General features: G+C 68.1%; 15 protein-coding genes. 5 read left to right on the top strand and 10 right to left on the bottom strand.

Going from position 1 to position 20,753, the window contains the following annotated elements:
- The first annotated feature begins 68 nt into the window (after nt 1-68).
- Entirely contained in the window at nt 69-980 is a 912-nt protein-coding gene (gene lpxC / locus MARPU_RS13935) for a UDP-3-O-acyl-N-acetylglucosamine deacetylase (RefSeq protein WP_005221111.1), read from the top strand.
- Between the two features lie 112 nt (nt 981-1,092).
- Here lpxC and MARPU_RS13930 read toward each other — a convergent pair whose 3' ends face one another.
- Complete coding sequence (locus MARPU_RS13930; RefSeq protein WP_005221113.1) at nt 1,093-1,554, bottom strand: DciA family protein; 462 nt, start codon at nt 1,552-1,554, stop codon at nt 1,093-1,095.
- 193 nt (nt 1,555-1,747) lie between these two features.
- On the opposite strand from MARPU_RS13930, the gene MARPU_RS13925 reads away from it, so the two are divergent.
- The 4 genes from MARPU_RS13925 (at nt 1,748) to MARPU_RS13910 (ending at nt 7,901) form a co-directional block, all read left to right on the top strand.
- Entirely contained in the window at nt 1,748-2,656 is a 909-nt protein-coding gene (locus MARPU_RS13925) for a M23 family metallopeptidase (RefSeq protein ID WP_005221117.1), read from the top strand.
- Between the two features lie 245 nt (nt 2,657-2,901).
- Nucleotides 2,902-5,730 carry a preprotein translocase subunit SecA gene (gene secA, locus MARPU_RS13920; protein ID WP_005221119.1) on the top strand — a complete coding sequence of 943 codons (2,829 nt, stop codon included), beginning with the start codon at nt 2,902-2,904 and terminating at the stop codon, nt 5,728-5,730.
- A 4-nt stretch (nt 5,731-5,734) separates the two neighbouring features.
- Nucleotides 5,735-6,949, top strand: a complete 1,215-nt coding sequence (gene argJ / locus MARPU_RS13915) for a bifunctional glutamate N-acetyltransferase/amino-acid acetyltransferase ArgJ (protein WP_005221129.1) — start codon at nt 5,735-5,737, stop codon at nt 6,947-6,949.
- Between the two features lie 25 nt (nt 6,950-6,974).
- Entirely contained in the window at nt 6,975-7,901 is a 927-nt protein-coding gene (locus tag MARPU_RS13910) for a Nudix family hydrolase (RefSeq protein ID WP_005221131.1), read from the top strand.
- A 688-nt stretch (nt 7,902-8,589) separates the two neighbouring features.
- On the opposite strand, the gene yacG is transcribed toward MARPU_RS13910, so the two are convergent.
- The 9 genes from yacG to MARPU_RS13865 form a co-directional block, all read right to left on the bottom strand.
- Nucleotides 8,590-8,778, bottom strand: coding sequence for a DNA gyrase inhibitor YacG (gene yacG / locus MARPU_RS13905; RefSeq protein ID WP_005221139.1), 189 nt, complete (start codon nt 8,776-8,778; stop codon nt 8,590-8,592).
- A gap of 3 nt (nt 8,779-8,781) precedes the next feature.
- The gene (gene zapD, locus MARPU_RS13900) at nt 8,782-9,549 is read right to left on the bottom strand and encodes a cell division protein ZapD (protein ID WP_005221140.1); all 768 of its coding nucleotides are present in this window, start codon (nt 9,547-9,549) and stop codon (nt 8,782-8,784) included.
- A 424-nt stretch (nt 9,550-9,973) separates the two neighbouring features.
- Nucleotides 9,974-11,950: an LOG family protein gene (locus MARPU_RS13895; RefSeq protein ID WP_005221141.1), complete on the bottom strand. Its 1,977-nt coding sequence runs from the start codon at nt 11,948-11,950 to the stop codon at nt 9,974-9,976.
- 114 nt (nt 11,951-12,064) lie between these two features.
- On the bottom strand, nt 12,065-13,777 hold the full coding sequence (locus MARPU_RS13890) for a GspE/PulE family protein (RefSeq protein ID WP_005221142.1): 1,713 nt from the start codon (nt 13,775-13,777) through the stop codon (nt 12,065-12,067).
- A 35-nt stretch (nt 13,778-13,812) separates the two neighbouring features.
- Complete coding sequence (locus tag MARPU_RS13885) at nt 13,813-14,496, bottom strand: type II secretion system protein (protein WP_198015480.1); 684 nt, start codon at nt 14,494-14,496, stop codon at nt 13,813-13,815.
- A gap of 7 nt (nt 14,497-14,503) precedes the next feature.
- Nucleotides 14,504-15,700, bottom strand: a complete 1,197-nt coding sequence (locus MARPU_RS13880; RefSeq protein ID WP_005221144.1) for a type II secretion system protein — start codon at nt 15,698-15,700, stop codon at nt 14,504-14,506.
- Nucleotides 15,697-16,914, bottom strand: a complete 1,218-nt coding sequence (locus MARPU_RS13875; protein WP_005221145.1) for a type II secretion system protein — start codon at nt 16,912-16,914, stop codon at nt 15,697-15,699. Before MARPU_RS13875 ends, MARPU_RS13880 begins: the two co-directional genes overlap by 4 nt.
- Entirely contained in the window at nt 16,911-19,487 is a 2,577-nt protein-coding gene (locus MARPU_RS13870) for a PulJ/GspJ family protein (RefSeq protein ID WP_005221146.1), read from the bottom strand. Before MARPU_RS13870 ends, MARPU_RS13875 begins: the two co-directional genes overlap by 4 nt.
- A 20-nt stretch (nt 19,488-19,507) precedes the next feature.
- Nucleotides 19,508-20,746: a type II secretion system F family protein gene (locus MARPU_RS13865; RefSeq protein WP_005221148.1), complete on the bottom strand. Its 1,239-nt coding sequence runs from the start codon at nt 20,744-20,746 to the stop codon at nt 19,508-19,510.
- Between the last annotated feature and the right edge of the window lie 7 nt (nt 20,747-20,753).

Here is a 20,753-nt window from a genome sequence, read left to right as displayed (position 1 = left end):
CTGGACTCGACCGGCAACCGGCAGGGATCGCCGTCGGCCGCCGTGGATAGCGAGGGGTAACCCGGGCGATGATCAAGCAACGCACCTTGAAGACCGTGATCCAGACCACCGGCGTGGGGCTTCACACCGGTGAGAAGGTCGCGCTCACCCTGCGCCCGGCCGCTCCGGATACCGGTATCGTGTTCCGGCGGGTGGATCTCGACACCCCGGTCGAGATCCAGGCCACGCCCTTCAACGTCGGCGACACCCGGCTCTCCACCACCCTGGTGCGCGACGACGTGCGGGTTTCCACCGTCGAGCACCTGCTCGCCGCCTTCGCCGGCTTCGGTATCGACAACGCCTATGTCGATCTCGGTGCCGCCGAAGTGCCGATCATGGACGGCAGCGCCGCGCCCTTCGTGTTCCTTATCCAGTCTGCCGGTGTCGAGGAGCAGCCTAGGGCCAAGCGCTTCATCCGCATCAAGCGCCCGATCGAGGTGCGTGATGGCGACAAGTACGCACGCTTTACGCCCTATCACGGCTTCCGGGTCGATTTTTCCATCGATTTCGACCATCCGGCCTTCCACGCTCGGGTCAATCGCGCCAGCATCGACCTCTCGACCCACTCCTTCGTGCGCGAGGTCAGCCGGGCCCGGACCTTCGGCTTTCTCAAGGAGATCGAGGCGCTGCGCCAGCAGAACCTCGCCCTCGGCGGTAGCCTCGACAATGCCGTGGTGGTCGATGAGTATCGGGTGCTCAACGAGGAAGGCCTGCGCTACGACGACGAGTTCGTGCGTCACAAGATGCTCGACGCCATCGGTGACCTGTACCTGCTCGGCCATTCTCTGGTCGGCGCCTTCAGCGGTCACAAGTCCGGGCACGCACTCAACAACATGCTGGTCCGTGCCCTGGTTGCCGACACCGCCGCCTGGGAGGAGGTCAGCTTCGAGGACGGTGAGTGCGCCCCCATCGGTTATGGTCAGCCGGTGGCCGCGATCTGAGCCGCCGGGTCTGGCCGGGCGATGATGATGGTCGCGCCCAGCCCTCGTCAATCCATTGCCGCAACGACCGGTCGCTGCCCCTGGCAGCGGCCGGTCGCTTGCGTGTGCTCGCTCAGTCGTTCGAGGTGTCGTCCTCGACATGACGCTCGGCGAGTCGTCTGAAGGTGGCGGCGAGTTCGGGGTCGTCCAGGTGTTCGGCGGCGGTGCGCAAGTGTTCGACGGTCGCCGCCGAGAGTCGACGCGGAGTGCCGGTCTGAGCGCTGGTGGGGTGCTGGCGTGGTGACTGTGGCGGTCGGGTCTGGATGTGCACCGCGGTGAGATCGGGCGCGGCCAGCGCGGCGCCGAGATCGCGGGCGATGAAGCGCGCGCGAGTCGCCCACGCCGGCGAGTCGAGCACTAGCACCAACGTGGTGTCCTCGAGGTGGGCGTCGATACAGTGACGCTGCAGCCCGCCGGGGACGCGCTGGCGAGCGGCCTCGAGTAGTTCGAGTTCGCGCTGTCGCCGGGCGAGCCGGGCGCGCACCATGGGGTTGTTCCAGAGCAGGTCGTGGATCGTTTTGGGCCGGTCGGGCATCGCTGCGGGTTGTCGGTGTGTCGAGCAGGAGGCGTGTGCTGCCGCCCGATGATGTCAATGAAGGCGCCTATCCAATCGTTCGGCGTTTCCGGTAGGTGGCGAATGGGGCCATGCCGGCAGTGCCAGAATCAAATCACGTCACCGTAGTATAAACTCGCGTCCTCGGGCGTGAGCCTAACCGTAGAGAGAAGCGATGCATCATCTCGATCGAAGCAAGGCCCCGCGTGGCCAGGTGATCCTGCTGGCCCTCGGGGCCTGCGTGCTCGGTGGTGGCGGGATCGGATTCCTGGCCGGTCAGTCCCTCATCCGCATCGAACCGCCCGCCCCGCCACCTGCCGCCGCATCCACTCTCTCGATTCCCGCCACCCCCTCCACCGATGAAATCAACGCGCTCGCCGCCCGTCTCGGGGAGATGCAGGCCGAACTGCTGCGACTCAATGCGCTCGGCGCACGGCTGGTGCAGATGTCCGGGCTCGACGCCGAGGAGTTCGACTTCGATCGACCGCCGCCGCAGGGTGGCCCCGCCGAGGGACCGGTGCGCGACTACACCATCAAGGAATTGATTAGCGAACTCGGCAGCGTCGCCAGTCTCATCGATGATCGCCAGCGCAAGCTCGGGGTGATCGAGGGCGTGGTGATGGAGCAGGGGCTCAAGGCGCAGGCGCTGCCGACCAACTGGCCGGTCGCCTCCGGCTATATCACCTCCAAGTTCGGCTATCGGATCCACCCGACGCGCAAGGTGCGGCTGTTCCACAGTGGTGTCGACTTCGCCAGTCCGCGCGGCACCCCGATCGCCGCAGCCGCCGATGGCGTGGTCGAGTTCAGCGGCCGACGCAATGGCTATGGCTTGGTGGTCGATGTTCGTCACATGGACGGACTGGTGACCCGCTACGCCCATAACAACAAGAATCTGGTCGAGGTCGGGCAGATGGTGCGCCGGGGGCAGAAGATCGCCACCGTCGGCTCGTCGGGCGTCGCCACCGGTCCGCACGTGCACTTCGAGGTGATCAAGGACGGTAAGGCCGTTGACCCCATGGTCTACCTTGGCAAGACGCCCAAGCGCACCCTGGCCGACGCCGGTGCCGATCAGTCGGGCGGTTGAGCGCCGCTTGCGGGTTCAGCGGGGCGCATCGCGCGCCTCCATGGTGTCGTGCTCCTTCCTTCCTCGATCAGCATTGAGCGCCAAGGCCTCAGGGCGGCTCTTGACGAACGATGCTGCGCCAAGGTGGTCCTTGGATGGTGATGATCGCGCGGGAGCCCTGGGCTCCGCCCCCGGTGGTCCCGCAACGGTCAAGCAAATCCGGTACAATTCCCCGATTTTCCTAGGCACAGGTCTCAGTCAATTCGATGGTCACTCAACTGCTCAAGAAGGTCTTCGGCAGCCGCAACGATCGCCTGGTCAAGTCGCTGCTGAAGTCGGTCGCGAAGATCAATGCACTCGAACCCGAAATCGAGCGGTTGTCGGACGATGCGCTCGCCGCCAAGACGACCGAGTTCCGCAAGCGGCTGGCCGACGGCGAGGCCCTCGAGGCGCTGCTCCCCGAGGCCTTCGCGGTGGTGCGCGAGGCCGGGCGACGGGTGCTCGGCATGCGTCACTTCGACGTCCAGATGGTCGGCGCCATGGTGCTCAACGACGGCAAGATCGCCGAGATGCGTACCGGTGAGGGTAAGACCCTGGTCGCGACCCTCGCCGCCTATCTCAACGCGTTGCCCGGCAAGGGCGTGCACGTGGTCACCGTCAACGACTATCTGGCGCGACGCGACGCCGCCTGGATGGGGCGTCTCTACCATTTCCTCGGGCTCTCGGTCGGCGTCATCAACTCCTCCGGTGGCATGGGGCCGGATGCCGCATCCTATCTGCTCGACCCGGCCCATGAACCGGTCGAGGGCGAGGGTTACCGTCATCTGCGTCCGGTGACGCGGCGCGAGACCTATGCCGCCGACATCACCTACGGCACCAACAACGAGTACGGCTTCGACTACCTGCGCGACAACATGGCGTTCCGCCCCGAGCAGCGGGTCCAGCGCGACCCCTTCTACGCCATCGTCGACGAGGTCGACTCGATCCTCATCGACGAGGCGCGGACCCCGCTGATCATCTCCGGTCCCTCGGAGGGTGACACCGATCGCTACAACAAGATCGACACCCTGATCCCACGCCTGACCCGCCAGGACCCGATCACCAACGACGAGGGCAAGCCCGACTTCGGCCCCGGTGACTACTCGGTCGACGAGAAGATGCGCCAGGTCTACCTCAGCGAGGAAGGACACGAGCGCGTCGAGCAGATGCTGGTCGAGGCCGGCCTGCTCGACGCCGGCGCGAGCCTCTACGACTCGGCCAACATCGCGTTGATGCACCACGTCTATGCGGCGCTGCGCGCACACGCGCTGTTTCAGCGCAACGTCGACTACATCGTGCGCGACGGTCAGGTGATCATCGTCGACGAGTTCACCGGGCGCACCATGCCCGGGCGGCGTTGGTCCGAGGGGCTGCACCAGGCGGTCGAGGCGAAGGAAGGCGTGGCGATCCAGGCCGAGAACCAGACCATGGCCTCGATCACCTTCCAGAACCTGTTCCGTCTCTACCCCAAGCTCGCCGGCATGACCGGCACCGCCGACACCGAGGCCTACGAGTTCCAGCAGATCTACGGGCTCGAGGTGGTGGTGATTCCCACCAACCAGCCGACGGTGCGTGACGACCGCGGCGATCTGGTCTACCTCACCCAGGAGGAGAAGTACCAGGCGATCATCGAGGACGTGCGCGACTGCGTCTCGCGTGGTCAGCCGGTGCTGGTCGGTACCGCCTCGATCGAGACCTCGGAGCTGATCGACAACCTGCTCACCAAGGAAGGCATCGAGCACCAGGTGCTCAACGCCAAGCATCACGAGCGCGAGGCGGCGATCATCGCCCAGGCCGGTCGTCCGGGGACCGTGACCATCGCCACCAATATGGCCGGTCGTGGTACCGACATCGTCCTCGGCGGCAACCTCGAGGCCGAGCTGGAGGCCGTTGGCGCCGGGGCCGACGCCGCCGCGCTGCGCGCCGACTGGGAGAGCCGTCACGCCACGGTGATGAGCGCCGGTGGTCTGCACGTGATCGGCACCGAGCGCCATGAGTCGCGGCGTATCGACAACCAGCTGCGTGGTCGTTCCGGGCGTCAGGGCGATCCTGGCTCCTCGCGTTTCTATCTCTCGCTCGAAGACAATCTGATGCGCATCTTCGCCTCCGAGCGCATCGGGACCATGATGAAGCGCATGGGCATGGAAAAGGGCGAGGCGATCGAGCATCGCTGGGTGACCAAGGCCATCGAGAACGCCCAGCGCAAGGTCGAGGGTCGCAACTTCGACATCCGCAAGCAGCTGCTCGAGTACGACGACGTCGCCAACGACCAGCGCAAGGTGATCTACCGCCAGCGGCGCGAGCTGATGGACATCACCGACGTCGGCGAGACCATCGCGGCGATGCGCGGCGACGTGCTCGGCCAGCTCATCGACGGTTACGTGCCGCCGGAGAGTTTCGAGGAGCAGTGGGATCTGCCTGGTCTCGAGCAGGCCCTGGCCGAGCACTTCGGCGGCAACTGGCCGCTGCGTCGCTGGCTGGAGGAGGACGATTCGCTGCACGAGGAGACGCTGCGCGCGCGCATCGCCGAGACCCTCACCGAGCAGAGCGCCGAGAAGGCGCGCGTGGTCGGCGCCGACAACATGCGCGAGCTGGAAAAGGCGGTGATGTTGCAGACCCTCGACGCGCACTGGAAGGATCATCTCGCCGCCATGGACTATCTGCGTCAGGGCATCCACCTGCGTGGTTACGCGCAAAAGAACCCCAAGCAGGAGTACAAGCGCGAGGCCTTCGAGATGTTCTCGGCGATGCTCGACTCGATCAAGCAGGAGGTGGTTGCCACCCTCGCCAAGCTGCAGGTGCAGACCGCGGCCGAGCTACCCGAGCGTGAGGCCGCGCCGAGCGCTGGCTTCGAGTTCAAGCACGACGCCTTCACCGGTCTCGACGGTGGACGGACGGCGCCGGAGCCTGGTGCCGAGCAGGAGGGGCGTGGCGCTCAGCCCGGTGGTGAGGCCGATGCGCCTTACGTCCGCGACGGTCGCAAGATCGGTCGCAACGAGCCCTGCCCCTGCGGTTCGGGCAAGAAGTACAAACAGTGTCACGGCAAGGCGGACTGAGACCATGAACACCAGCGACGCGATCGACTTCCTCCCGGTTCCCGGCATCCGGCTCGGGGCCACCGCCGCCGGCATTCGCTACCAGGGGCGTGACGACCTGGTGGTGATGGAGCTGGCCGAGGGCGCGACCTGCGCCGCGGTGTTCACCCGCAACGCCTTCTGTGCCGCGCCGGTGACCCTGGCGCGCCGCCATCTCGCGAGCGCCGCGCCGCGCTATCTGCTGATCAACGCCGGCAACGCCAACGCCGGCACCGGTCGACAGGGGCTGGAGGCGGCGCAGGCGAGCTGCGGCGCGCTGGCCGGGCTGGTCGGCTGTGCTTCGGAGCAGGTGCTGCCCTTCTCCACCGGGGTGATCGGCGAGCACCTGCCGGTCGAGCGCTTCAGCACCGCGCTGCCGGGGCTGTTGCCGGGGCTTGCCGCCGACGCCTGGCCGGCGGCGGCGCGCGCGATCATGACCACCGACACCTTCCCCAAGCTCGCCTCGCGCCGCTTCCAGTGCGGCGGACAGACCGCGACCCTCACCGGGATGGCCAAGGGTTCGGGGATGATCTGTCCCGACATGGCGACCATGCTCGCCTTCGTCGCCACCGACGCCGCCGTCGCCCCCGAGGTGCTGCAGCAGGCGTTGCAGACGGCCAGTGACCGCTCCTTCAACGCCGTCAGCGTCGACGGCGACACCTCGACCAACGACGCCTGCGTGCTCGCCGCCACCGGCGCGCTCGGCAACGCGCCGGTCAGCGATCCGGCGAGCGCTGACGCGACGGCCCTGCAGGAGGCGCTGGAGTCACTCTGCACCGAGTTGGCGCGGGCCATCGTCAAGGACGGCGAGGGTGCGACCAAGCTGGTCACCATCGCCGTCGAGGGCGCGCGCGACTGGCACGAGGCGCGTCGGGTCGGCTATACCATCGCCCACTCGCCGCTGGTCAAGACCGCGCTCTTCGCCTCCGATCCCAACTGGGGCCGGATCCTTGCGGCGATCGGTCGCGCCGGGGTCGAATCGCTCGACATCGACCGGGTGCAGGTGTGGCTCGGCGACGTGGCTATCGTGCGTGACGGCGGGCGTGCCGCCGACTACGAAGAGGCCGCCGGCGCCGCGGTGATGGCCGAGTCCGAGATCCTCATCCGTGTCGATCTCGGTCGCGGTGAGGCCGAGGCCCAGGTGCTCACCTGCGATCTGTCCTACGACTATGTCCGCATCAACGCCGAATACCGCAGCTGATCGCGATCCCGCCGAGATCCATGTCATGGTCGGCGCCATCGCCGACCACGAGGGCCGGATCCTCATTGCCCGCCGTCCTGAGGGTGTGCACCAGGGCGGGCTGTGGGAGTTCCCCGGCGGCAAGCTCGAGACGGGTGAGTCGCCAGTCGCCGGGCTCGCCCGTGAACTCGACGAGGAACTCGGTATCCGTGTCGAGCGCAGCCGGCCGCTGATCCGAGTGCGTCATCACTACGGTGATCGACGGGTGCTGCTCGACGTCCACCGGGTCGAGCGCTATGTCGGCGTGCCAGAGGGTCGCGAGGGCCAGCCGCTCGACTGGGTACACCCCGAGGCAATGAACCCCGACGACTTCCCCGCCGCCGATCGGCCGATCATCACCGCGCTGCGTCTGCCCCCGCTGATGCTGATCACCGGGGCCGACCCCGAGCACGCTGAGCAGTTCCTGCGCCGGCTCGAGCGCGCCTTGGAGGGTGGGGTGCGACTGGTGCAGCTGCGCGCGCACGCACTCGGCGCCGCCGACTATCGCGCGCTGGCCGAGCAGGCGTTCGAGCGCTGCGAGCGTCACGGCGCCAAGCTGCTGCTCAATCGTGCGCCGGAGGAGGTCGTCGGAGTGTCGCGTCACGGGCTGCATCTGGGCTCGAGCCTGCTCGCGCGGCTGGGCGCGCGTCCCGGCGCGCCCGGCGAGCTGGTTGGCGCCGCCTGTCACGATGTCGCCGAACTCGATCGCATCGCCACCCTCGGACTCGACTACGCGTTGCTCTCGCCGGTCAAGACGACCGCCACTCACCCCGGCGCCCCGGCCCTCGGCTGGTCGCGTTTCGCCGCCATCGCCGCCACCGCCAATGTTCCGGTCTACGCCCTCGGCGGCATGACCCGCGCCGACCTCGACACCGCCTGGGACCTCGGCGCCCAGGGCATCGCCGCCATCCGCGGGCTGTGGCCCGGCGACTAGCTTTCAGCCGCCAGCCGCCAGCCACCAGCGGATTGAACCGCAAAGCCGCAAAGGGTGCGAAGAGAAGAAGGGCTTCCAGCTGCCAGCCTCCTAGTGAGGAGGCTGGGTCGTCTTGTGCCGCCGCAGTTGACTGCAAACCCAGACTTCAGGCTGCTCGCTGAAGGTCGGTCACTGTCTTTGCGACCTTGGCGATCTTAGCGGTTCGAGTCAGCTTCCAGCGACCAGCCGCCAGCGGATTGAACCGCAAAGCCGCAAAGGGCGCGAAGAGAAGAAGGGCTTCCAGCTGCCAGCCTCCAGTGAGGAGGCTGGATCGTCTTGTATCGCCGCGGTTGACTGCAAACCCACTTTGAAGGCCGCTTGCTGAAGACCGGTCACTGTCTTTGCGTCCTTGGTGTCTTCGCGGTTCGAGTCAGCTTCCAGCGACCAGCCGCCAGCGGATTGAACCGCAAAGCCGCAAAGGGTGCGAAGAGAAGAAGGGCTTCCAGCTGCCAGCCTCCTAGTGAGGAGGCTGGATCGTCTTGTGCCGCCGCAGTTGACTGCAAACCCAGACTTCAGGCTGCTCGCTGAAGGTCGGTCAGTGTCTTTGCGACCTTGGCGATCTTAGCGGTTCAATCCCGCTGGCCGCTGGCCGCTGGCCGCTGGCCGCTGGCCGCTGGCCGCTGGCCGCTGGCCGCTGGCCTGGGCCGACTCAATGCTCCGGCGATGTCTGCTGGGGCGGGGTCTCGGGGTCGATCGGTTCGCTGATGCGGTGGTTCTCGTTGAACCACTCGCCGAGGTCGATGAGGCGGCAGCGTTCGCTGCAGAAAGGACGCCAGGGCGATTGCTCGCTCCATTCGACGGGGGTGGCGCAGGTCGGGCAGGGGACGGTGATGGACATGGATCAGAAAAGACAGCAGGTCAGTCGGAAGGGAATGTCGTCGCTGGTCTGGGCCGGGCGCTCCTCGCTCTCGATGGTCATGAAGCGGATGCTGAAGCGGTTCTTATGACCGCTGACCTCGGGGTAGAGCCCGCTGCTGGCATCGACGCCGATGCGCACCAGTTGCGGTGGCACCTGGCTCTCGAGTGCCTCCTGATAGAACCCGGCCTCGGCCATGGCCTGGCGCGGCGGGGCGCTGGCGCGTACCAGCGAGAGTGTCAGCGCGATCGCCTGATGGGCCGGGCGCAGGTCCACGAGCCAGTCGGCCAGACGCTGCTGGCGTTGTTCGGGCGGTTGCAGCAGCCAGTGGTGGAGCTGTGGCAGGTCGAAGCTGCAGCTGCCGCCGGGGATGCTGTTGCGCTGGGCGACACCCTTGAGGAAGTCGTCCTCGCGGGCGATCTGACCGATGGGGCCGTCGATGGCGAGGATGGTGTTACGCGAGCGCTCCAGGTCGCTGAGCACGCGCTCCAGGGCGCCGGGGTCGACGCCGGGCCGCGAGGCGATGCGGCGCAGGGTCTCGAGCGTGCGTTCGAGTTCCTTGAGCAGTTCGTTGCGCACATCGGCGCGGGCGGTGATGGCAACGATCTCGATCAGGCTCTCGAGTGCGGCGCGCGTCGCCCAATCCTCGGGCTGGGGCGCGAAGTGATCGAAGCGCTCGAACAGGTGTTCGAGCCGGAGGAAGGTCCGGGTGCGCTCGTTGAGCGGATGTTCGAAGGTCAGGACTGTCGGCACGGCGGATGTCTCGGGATCAATTCGACCCTTGGCTCTCGGTGGCGGGCGCGGTGCGCGGCCCCCGGCTGACATTGACCGCCGACGCCCGACGGGCGTCGGCCCCTCGCTCGATTGTGCGGCTTTTGTTCACAGAAGTCACGGGTGATCGGGCTATGGCCGCCAGCCGCCAGCCGCCAGCCGCCAGCCGCCAGCCGCCAGTCACCAGCTGCCAGTCACCAGCTACCAGCCGCCAGCCGCCAGCCACCAGCCGTCAGCCGCCAGTCACCAGCCACCAGTCACCAACCACCAGTCACCAACCACCAGTCACCAGCCGCCAGTCACCAACCACCAGCGGGCGTGTGCATTCAGCCGCAGCGATGAGTGAAGGCCGACCTTTCCCCACTGGAGGCTGACCGCTGGAAGCTGATCGCTGATCCCCCTCTTCTCAACCCAGCCGCAACGCCTGCTTGTAGAACCTGGGCACGGCGTCGGGGTCGCTGGTCATGAGGATGTCGTCGAGCAACCAGTGCGGCATCCGGCCCTGGTCGGCCATGTGCGCGAGCTGGGTCTGCAGGCCCTCCCAGTAGAAGCCGTTGCCGCTGCCGTCGAAGAACACCAGAGGGCCGGACTCGATCACCCCGAGCTTCATGTCGGTGAGGGTCAGGCCGATCTCCTCGAGGGTGCCGACGCCGCCGGTGAGGAAGATGTGGAAGCTGGCGATCTCGAACCAGCGCTGGCGCGACTGTCGGCTGCGGCTCTGGAAGGTCTGGTAGAAGTCGGCGCTGTCGTTGGGCTTCTGATCGATGGTCTCGATGAAGCTCGAGCCGACCATGAGCCCCATCTCGTGGGCCACGTCGGTGACCTGCTGCATGGCCCCGGGGCCGCCGCCGGTGAGGATGCTGATGTCGTTGCCGAAGAGTCCGCGCAGGTTGGTGAGCAGGCGCTCGACCTGGGCGATGCCGTGGTCGTTGAGCGGTCTGGTCGAGCCGTAGATGGCGAACACCAGGGTGTCGTGGAAGCGCGAGACGTTCTCCGGCGCGGTGAAGTAGCCACGCAGCCCGCGGAAGACGTGCTTGACCACGTGCCCCCGTGCGTCGTTGCACCAGAACACCTCGATCCCCAGTCCCTCGTAGTCGGCCAGCCGGCCATGATCGCGTGCCGAGAGGAAGTGACCGTGCTCGAACGAGGCGCGGCGGAAGATGATCCGGCCGATGCGTTGCTGCAGCGCGGCGGCGCAGATCTCGGTGTGCTCGACCAGATTGGGGAAGTAGCCGAGCAGCAGGGTGGCGCGCGCGCCGTCGGGGAGTTCGGAGAGCACCGAGGTGCCGCACTCGGGGCGGGTGTCGAGCCGCAACCCCTCGGCCACCAGCCCGGCGGCCAGCTCGGTGCCGCGCCGCGGATCCGGCGGGGTCTGCGGCTGGGTCCAGATGTGCTCGGGCGCGTCGCCGGCGCGCAGTCGTGCGGGGGCGTGGCTGATCGCCATCATCCGGTGGGAGTAGTGGTCGTGGTTGGCGCCGCTCTCGAGCCGGTCGAACACTGCCTTGAGGGTCTCGAACTCCGGGTCGGGTTGGCTGCCCGGTTCGCCCTGGCGCTCGGGGCCGCCGTGCCAGTAGCGACGACGGGGTTCGAGCGCGATCGCCTCGTGGACGGTGGCGGCGACGCTGGGGTTGATGATGAGCTGGTCGGAGCGGTTGATGAACTCGAGATAGATGTTGGTGCCCCGGGTCGAGACCGGATCGAGCACCGTGGCCTGCAGGTGCAGCCCCAGCGCCTCGTCGAGGTTGCGCAACACCACGTAGTGACGGTGGAGGAACATCGAGCAGGCGGTGACCAGCCCGTCGCGCGGGGGCAGCTCGATGTGCTCGACCGGCTCGCGGACCTGCAGTCGGTTGAGCAGATCCTTGCCGTCGGCATGGGTGGCGATGGCGGTGACCTGTTCGATACCGAGCGGCTGGGCGAAATGGAAGATCTGGCGCTGCGGGCGCAGGATCAGATAGCCGTTGCTGTCGATCGAGAAGCCCGAGGGCACCTGGATGGCGTTGTCGCGGATCAGGCGGTGGATCTCGGTCGAGTCGAGCCGGGTGTCCTCGGGACAGAACACCAGCCGCCCGACGCGCAGTCCGGGGACGACGATACGCTCGAGATGCTCGCCGATGCCGTAGGAGGCGATGGCGGCGACGATCTGCAGGCGCAGGTCGCAATAGGTGTGGTCGAAGGTCGGGGCCGGCGCGGCGGGGACGATGTTGATCCCCAGGCGCGCCAGTCGGCTGCGCGCGGCGAACAGCAGCTCGGACTCTCGCTCGGCGACGCGGGAGCGGAACTCGGGGCCGAGTGCGAAGCGAGCCTCGACCAGGAAGCCCTCGTCGGTGCGCTCGACGACCTTGGTGATCCAGCCGTCGCTGGTCTGTGGAGTGGCGTACATGGCAGCGTCCTGAAACGATGGTGTCAGGGAAGGCGACTCGATCGATGGTACGCCTCCGTGCGTATCGACGCGACCGCTGTCGATGACCCGTGCGTGACGATTGTGTTGCCAGTCTCACCCCTGGGGTTGCAGCAGTGTCTCCATGAACTGGGGGCCGAACAGTCGGCGCAGCTCCTCGCGGCTGGTCTGGCCGCTGTGCAGTCGCTGCAACGCGACCTCGCGCATCGCCACATAGCGTCCGGGGCGCTCCAGCATCTCCGCGCCGCCGCGTGGTGCGCCCTCGCCGATCCAGTGCGCCAGGGTCTCGTCGATCAGCAAGAGTTCATAGACCAGCACCCGGCCGTGGTAGCCGGTGTGACGGCAGCGTGGACAGCCGACGCCGCGATACAGCGGCTCGCCGCGCTCGGCCAGGTCGCGGGCGAGGTCGTCGCCGAGGTCGGGCTGGCGACAGTGTCCGCAGAGCCGCCGGGCGAGACGTTGGTTGACCACGCCGATCAGTGCCTCGGCGATGGTCGCGGCGGGGATGCCGAGGGTGCGCAGTCGGTTGACCACCGCGAACACGCCGTTGACGTGCAGGGTGGAGAGCACCAGATGGCCGGTCTCGGCTGCGCGCATCGCCGCCTCGGCAGTCTCGCCGTCGCGAATCTCGCCGACCAGCATGATGTCCGGGTCGTGGCGCAGGAAATGGGTGATGGCGTGCTCGAAGCCGTAGCCGGCGCGGCGGTTGACCTGGGTCTGGGTGGCGAAGGGCAGGGAGTACTCGATCGGGTCCTCGACGGTGATGATGTTCTTGCCCGTGAGCCCCTGGGCGCGCAGCCCGGCATAGAGGGTGGTGGTCTTGCCCGAGCCGGTGGGACCGGTCATCAGGATGATGCCGTGGGGCTGCTCGAAGAGGTCCTGGAGCAGCGGCAGGTGCGCGGGCAGGAAGCCGAGTTCGTCGAGCCCGCTGATATAGGCCCCGGTGGGCAGCAGGCGCAGCACCACGTTCTCGCCGTGCGGGGTAACCGCGGTGGAGACACGGACGTCGTAGGTGTCGTCGTTGACGGTGGTGGTGAAACGCCCGTCCTGTGGCAGCAGGCTGTCGGCGATGTCCATGCCGGCGCGCACCTTGATCGCGGCGATCAGTCGCGCCAGCACCGGCTCCATGCAGTAGACCGGCAGCAGCACCCCGTCGATGCGGAAGGAGAGGTGGATCGAGCGCGACTCGGGCTGGATATGGATGTCGGTGGCGCGTTCGGCGACGGCGTAGTGGAGGATGCGCGCGAGCAGAGTGTCGGTCGAGAGGGTGTTCTGCTGATCGAGCCGGAGCTTCTCGTACTCCTGCACGAAGGCGCGCTCGAGTGCGCTCGACTCGTCCCCGCCGAGCTGTGCGATCAGCTTGGGTATGGCGGAGAACTCGGTCTGCATCAGCCGCACCCGCATCCCGGTGCGCCGGTCGATCAGCGCCATCAGCCGCTGTGGGTCGGCGTTGCCCATGGCCACCCGCAGCTCGCCGTCGACCACGTCGATGGGACACATGCCGTGGTTGATGCAGAGTTCGCGACGGAACAGCTCGCGGACCTCCTCGTGCGGTGGCGGCAACTGCGCGAAGGGGCAGTAGGGCAGGTCGTACTGCACCGCCAGACAGCGCGCTACCTCCTGCTCGGTGACCAGTCCGAGCCGGATTAGCAGGGCGCCGAGCGGCTCGCCGCTGACGCGCTGCTTCTGCAGCGCGTAGATGATCTGCGAGCGGTTCACCGCGCCGCTGGCGAGGAGCTGCTCGCCGAGCAGCGGACGCTTGTGCTGGATGGGGCCTTGCGGAGTGCTGGGGGCGATATCGGCGGACATGATGCGGGCTCGACTCTCGTGCGGTTCGGTGGCGGTCAGTTGCAGTCCATCGAGACATGGACGGTGAGGGTCGCGATCTGCGCCTCGTCGACCGTGTTGTTGTCCAGACTCCAGCTCCGACTGCTGGTGATGTCGTCACGATCGGCGTATTGCTCTTCGCGTACGCAGCCGAAGCGGGCATCGACCAGTCCGTCCTTCTGGGCGTCGATCATCCGCGCCAGGTCGGGGGTGACCCGTGTCAGGATCATCACGTTGTGCGTGTCCTTGCGATAGCTGCCGATCGCGCCGTCGGGGACGGCCCAGTCGAGGGCCTGGAAACACACCTCCATGTCCTGCGGGTTGCCGTTGCTGTCCTGATAGCCGTAGTGGGTCTCGAAGCCGACCCCGCGCCCCGAGGGCAGGCTGACGCCAGCGGCGAGCATGGCGCTGACCAGGTCTTCGCGGCAGACCGCGTCGCCGTCCTGGTTGACCAGTCCGGTGGGGCTGGCCGGGTCGTCGAGCAGCACGTGGCCCTGGCCGACGGTGTAGCTGCCGTAGGCGTTGTGCCAGCCGCCGATGAAGATGAAGTCGTTGATCAGCTTGACATAGGTCGACTGGCGCATCAGATCGCCGCCGACCTTGGCCATGCTGATCAGCATGCCGATCACGATCAGCGCGATCGACAGCTCGATCAGGGTGAAGCCGGCGGCGCGGCGTGGCGGGGTGGTTGGTCGGTTCATCGCGGGGTCACGGGTGCTGGTCATCGAAGACGCCCAGTGCGTCCTGGGCGCGGACATTGTTCCTGACGGAGTCGTAGAGTGGGTCGAGCTGGTTGTCGATGAGGTCGTCGAGTTCGTCGAGACGGTCCTCGACCTCGTCCTCGATCTCGACCTTCTCGGCCAGCGCCATGGCGGCGAACACCGCCCCGCCGGCGGCGGCGGCGACGCCGGCGGTGGCCACTGCGACGGCACCCGACTTGGCGCCGTAGCTGTTCATGGTAGCGGCGATGGCCACGGTCAGCGAGGCGCTGGCGCTGGCAATCCCGGAGGCGGCGGCGGCGACGTCGGAGGCGCCGCCGAGGACGTCGGCGCTGGCCATCTCCTTGACCACCTTGAGCTGCTCGCGATAGTCGCGTGCAGCCTGGCGGAAGATCGCCAGCGTGGTCTCGACGTTGGGATGGGCGTGTCCACTCGCCGCGATCACTCCGGTGCAGCCCATGCGCTCGCGCAGCTCGTTGAAATAGCGCACGTGTACCCGGTCGTCGTTGCTCGCCGAAATCGGGCTGGTGGGGTGCTCGAAGGCGGTGCGGGTGGCGGCGTTCGGCGAGTTGCGGCCATCGAATAGCGAGCCGTCGGCATCGCGATCGGCGGTCCCGGGGTCGACCAGCAGATAGGCGACGTGCTCCTGCGCCGTACTCGAGGCGATGTGCACATGGTCGGTCGAGAAAGTCTGGTCCTGTGCGGTGCCGAGCGCCTGACAGAGATCGAGGCTGTTGGCCACGCCGAGCGCGCGCGGCGCGCCGGTCGGCGGCAGGCCCGCGGCGAGATAGGGGTGGAGGCGGTCGCGCCGGACGGTCAGCGCGGTATCGAGGCGCGGGTCGGCGCTGTCCGGGCGGACATAGACGGCATAGAGGAAGTCGTAGTCGCTGGCATTGCGCAGCGGCGCGCCGAGCCCGAGATCGACATAGGGCAGCAGGCCGATGGTGGTGTCCTCGTCCTCGTGACCGTCGCCGTCGGCGTCCGCCCAGGGCAGACGGGCATGGACGAAGGCGAAGCCCTCGAGGGCGGCATGGGTGCTGACGACGCGTGGGGCGACCTCGGACTCACGCACCGCCTCGCGGGTCGCCGGCAGCAGCTTGACCGCGAGCATCGCCACCGCGCCGAGCGCGAGCATCGCCACCGACAGCTCGATCAGGCTCAGGCCCTTTTGTTGATAAGCATTCATTGGTACCAGCCGCGTCGTTCCAGGGTCATGGTGTTGTTGACCCGTGTGTTGCGATCGTCGATCACCTCCAGCAGGTTGTCGCGCGCGTTACGCGCCTGCTCCAGCGCAGTCGCCTTCTCCTCCTTCTTCTCGGCGATGTCCTGCGCCCCGGTGGTGATCGAGTAAGCGGCCATGCCTATCGCATAGGCGCTCAACGCGATCGCCCCGCCCTTGGCCGCGGCACCGGTGGCCGTAGCCAATGCATCACCGGTGCCGATGAGGTTGCCGGTGACGTCGAACACCGCGCTGCCGATGGCATGATCCTGGGCCGTCTCGGCGTGGTCGAGGTTGTCGTGACGGATCTCGTAGCCGAAGCGACGGAAGTGCTCGAACCATTGCTGGGCGCGGGCGAGGTCGTCGGCAGCATAGGCGTCGCGCGCCGAGGCGTTGACTCGTGCGATCAGTCGGGGACAGTCGAGCAGCGCGGCCAGCGTGGTCAAGCCGAGCGCCGCGACGCGGTCGTCGTAGACCGGCGGGGCGTCGCGTTCGCGCCGCCCGGGGGAGGCGAATGGCGTGGCCCGGTTGTCGCTGTCGAGGACCCCGTCGGCGCCGGGGTCGATCAGCACCACCGCCATCCGCACCTGGGTGTCGGGCCGCTCGAGGGCGCGCACCGCGAGCATCCCCGCCGGGGTCTCGCGGGCGCCCTCGACCAGTGCCACGCAGAGATCGAGACCGTTGATCCCCGGGGTGGGTGGACTGTAGGCCGGTGGCGCGCTGCCCGAGGGCTGGCCGATACCGCTCTCGTTGGTGCTCGGGTTCCACGGGCCGGGGGTGGTCCAGCCGGCGGCGGCGGGGAGTCGTGGGTGGAAGCGCTCGGTCGGCTCGGTGAGCATGCCGGCGACGGCGTAGCGCAACGCGAAGCCCTGGGGGTTACGCGGCGGCTCGGTCAGCCCGAGGGTGCGATAGGGCACGAAGCCGCTCGCCACCTCGCCGCCACAGGCGGCTGCGGCCTCGCCGCTGGCCGCGCTCGTCGCCGGGCAGGGCAGTCGGTCGTGGCTGACGAGATGGCCGATCAGCGCCTCGCGCACCCGCTTGAGACTGCCCTCCGGACGCTTGGCGCGATCGAGTTCGCCAAGCGCCTCGAGCAGTGGCGGCATAGCCATGAAGGTCAGCCCGCCAACCAGCAGTGCCACCGACATCTCGACCAGGGTGAAGCCGCGGTCCTTGGTGTTCATCGTCCCGTCCCCAGTTCGTCGGCGGTGCCCAGGATCTCGAGTCCGGCCTCGCTCTCGAAGCGATCGGGCAGCGCGCTGGGGGCCTCGACGTCGTCGAACTCGTCGGGCAGGTCCGGGTCGGGGTCGGCGCCGATCGCGCCCGGGTCCGGCTCGACCCGGGCGATGCACTGGCCGCTGTCCGGGTCGTACTGCTTGCCCTGCTCGGCGCAGCGATAGCCCTCGATCTCCTGCTCCAGGTTGGTGACCTCGTCGGTCAGGCGATCGACCTCGATCTGTGCCTGGTTCAGCGCGATCTGGGCATTGCCGAGCGCGAGATAGCGGTCGTAGAGGGTCTGGATGTGTTGCGCGAGGTCACAGGGCTGGGTGTCGTCGCACATGCCGCCGTCGCCGAAGCCGTCGGTCTTCGGCGGTTCGAGCGCGAGACCGGCGCCCTTGAGTGTGTTGAGCGCGCTGACCCAGGTCTGCTGGGTGGTGGCCGCGGCGGGGCGGAGCGCGGCGGCGTCCTTGACCTTCTGACAGTCGCCGCAGGCGCCCTTCAGGTTGGTGAGTGCGCTGCCGATGGCGGTGTAGTCGGTGCTCTCGGGCGCGGCGTTGATCTGGTTGCGCAGGGTGTCGCAATCGGTGCTCGAGGCGCCGCTGCAGATGCCGGTGTCGGCGAGCACCGCCTGGATCGCGCTGCCCAGTGCGGTGCGCGCGGTGAGGTGGGACTGGCGCGCGGCGTACTCGTCGATCAGCGCGGCGTCATAGGTCTTGAATTTGTCGGCCTCCTGCTCGAGCCAGGTCTTCTGGGCATCGGCTTGGGCGAGCGTCTCGGTCTGCTGGGCGCGGGCGTCGGCCCTGGCGTCACGTCCGGCGGCGAGCGTCGAGCAGAAGCTGTCGCGGGCGGCGTCGTCGAGCGTCGCGCCATTGGCCTTGCCGGTCTCGCACGGCTCCTGGCTGATGTCGATCATGCGCTGGGCGTTGATCTCGGCCTCCACCGCGGTGACATGGCCGTTGAGCGCGATGATCATGCCCGGTTCGTCGGGATCCTCCTCCTGAGTGATGCCGCAGGTGGCGCGGGCGTCCTCGAGCGTGGCGCCGCCCTCGATCTGTTGCTGCATGCAGGCCTCGACGGCGGGGTCGGCGCCGAGGTCGGGGTCGAGGTCGCCGAGGCGTTCGAGCCAAGGCGCCAGCTGTTCGGGGATGCGTGCGTTCATGGCGTCGAGCCTGGGCTGGATCGCGGCGGTGGCCGCGTCCCACTCGCTCTGTTGTTGCTCCATCTCGGTCTGTGCGGCATCGCGGGGGATGCGCGCCGCGGCGAGGTCGGCGCGTGCCTGGGCGAGGTCGTCGCCGAGTTCGGCGATCTTGTCGCCGAAGTCGGGCGCGGGGGCCTCTGGCGGGGTGAATTCGGCATCGCAGCCGGCCTTGATCTTGTCGTAGATGAGCCCGTACTGGACGGTGTAGACGCCTGCTGCGGCCGTGGTGACCGAGGACAGAGCCAGTGCGGCCGAGGCCAGTCCGGTCCCGGTCGAGGCGAGCACCAGGGCGGCGGTGTGGATCGGCAGGGTGACGCAGCCGGGCAGCACGAAGGGCGGGATGCAGGTCGCCGCCGAGCGGGCGATCTGCACGCTGGACTCGGTGACCTGTTCGGTGGCCGCACCGATTCCGGTCCCGGTGGAATAGATGTCGACCGCGCTGCGCGCGGTGCCGACCCCGGCGAGGACGGTGCCGAGGAAGGCCGACTCGACGTTCGAGTTGGTGAAGTCGCAGACCTCTTGCTGGACGGCGAGCGCGTCGGCCATCAGGTTGAGGCTGCGGCGTACGATGTCGCAGGTGAGCACCCCTTCGACCTCGGCGAAGCCGCGTACCAGGGTCGAGTCGTCGTAGCGGTTGCGAGTGAGCGGGGTACCGGGGGCGTGGAACACCGGGCGATCGAGGTCCTGATTGAGCCCGTCGTAGAGCCCCAGGGTGTCGCTGCCCTGGCCGTCGGCGTTGAGCCGGCCGGGGACGGCGAGCGCATAGGCGACGTTGTGTCGCGCCCCGTCGCTCGCCTCGGTGTGCAGCAGCTCGGTGTCGAGCGCCGTGCCGGCGGCGGTGTCGAGGGCCATGCAGTAGTCGAGCAGGTTGATGTGCCCGGCGCCGTCGGTGAAGGGGTACTCGGTGCCGTCGCTGTTGCGCGGGTGGAAGAAGTGGTCGTGGCGGGTGAGGTCGATGCCGGCGCTGTCGCGATAGACGCCGTAGAGCAGCGGCACCTCGCCGGCGGAGTAGGTGCCGGCGGCCATCCCCAGGGTGCGGTAGGGCAGGTAGCCCTTGTCGACGGCGCAGTCCTCGTGGCCGTCGCCGTCGCCGTCGGGACAGGGCAGGCGGCGTTCGCGCACCATGAACTGCAGCAACTGCCGATCGGCGAGTTCGAGCAGCGTCTGCCCCTTGACCTCGGCGTTGCGGTCGCGGGTCTGCTGGGTGAGATACATCACCCCCCAGATGGCGCTGGCGGTGAAGGTCAGGATCAGCAGCATCTCGATCAGCCCGAAGCCGCGCTCGGGGGCGCGCGCTCGGGGGGGCTGGGGGCTGGAGTGCGAGTGTGCTGGGGTCATGGCGCGGCCTGGGTCGGTACTCAGTACATGGTGGTCTGCGAGATCAACTGGTAGACCGGGAGCAGGAACACGGCCACCACGAAGATGAAGAAGACGCCGGCGATCGAGATCATCAGCGGCTTGAGGATCTCGGCCAGGGAGTCGACGGTGTGGTGCAGACGGCGGCGGTACTCGACGGCGAGATAGTCGAGCTGCTCGTCGAGGTTGCCCGACTGCTCGCCGACGCTCACCAGACGGATCATCAGGCGCGGGAAGACGCCGGTGGCCTGGAGTTCGTCGCTGAGCCGGCTGCCGTTGCGGATGCCCTCGCGCACCCGCTGCAGGTGGCCGCGATAGTGCGGGTTGCGCATCGCCTCCTCGAGCACCGCCAGCGCCTCGCTGAGGTTGACCCCGGCGCGGATCAGCAGGCTCAGGTACTCGGTCATGAAGGCCAGCGCCGAGTCGCGGATCAGCCGCCCCGAGATCGGCAACCGCCACAGCAGCGCGTAGAGCCGCTGGCGCAGCCAGGTGGTGCGGGTGACGAGCAGGATGCTCAGCGCCAGGCCCGCGAGCAGCGCCCAGAACCAGTCCTCGATCAGCCGCTGTAGCCAGCCGGCGACCGCCATCGCCTTGATCGTCAGCGCCGGCAGATGGGCGTTCATCTGCAGGAACATCTGCTGGAGGTTGGGCAGTACGTAGTCGATCCAGAACAGCGCGGCGAGCAGCACCACCAGGGTGACGAAGACCGGATAGATCAACGCCTTCTGCACATCCTGACGGATGCCGCGCACCCGGTTGAGGTGCGCCGCGCCGTCGAGCAGCACCCGGTCGAGGTTGCCCGACTGCTCGCCGATGGCGATCAGCGACAGCACGGTGCCGGGGATGATCTCGCGATGTCGTTCCATCACCGCGCTCAGCGCGCTGCCGCCGCTGACCCCGATGTGGAGTTCGTTGATCACCCGCGCCATCGGGCTGCGCCGGTTCTCCTCGCGCAGCTCGACCAGCGCCTGGTCGATCGGCAGGCCGCAGCGCAGCATCACCCCGAGGTTGTGGAGGAACTCGGCGAGCACCTCGGCGGGCACCGGGCGGCGGGTCAGGCCGATCATCAGGTCGATCAGTCCGCTGGCCGGCCCGGGCAGGCGCCACAGCCGCAGCACGGTGTCGTCGTGACGCTGCTCGATCACCGCGCGCGCGGTCAGGGCGTCGCCGAACTGGAACTTCTCCAACCGCCATCCGGGGCGGCCGAGGTCGTCGGCATAGCGATAGAGGAAATAGTGCATGGCGCGA

The sequence above is a fragment of the Marichromatium purpuratum 984 genome (genome assembly GCF_000224005.2).
Lineage (GTDB): Bacteria > Pseudomonadota > Gammaproteobacteria > Chromatiales > Chromatiaceae > Marichromatium > Marichromatium purpuratum.
This window is presented reverse-complemented; position numbering and strand designations above follow the sequence as displayed.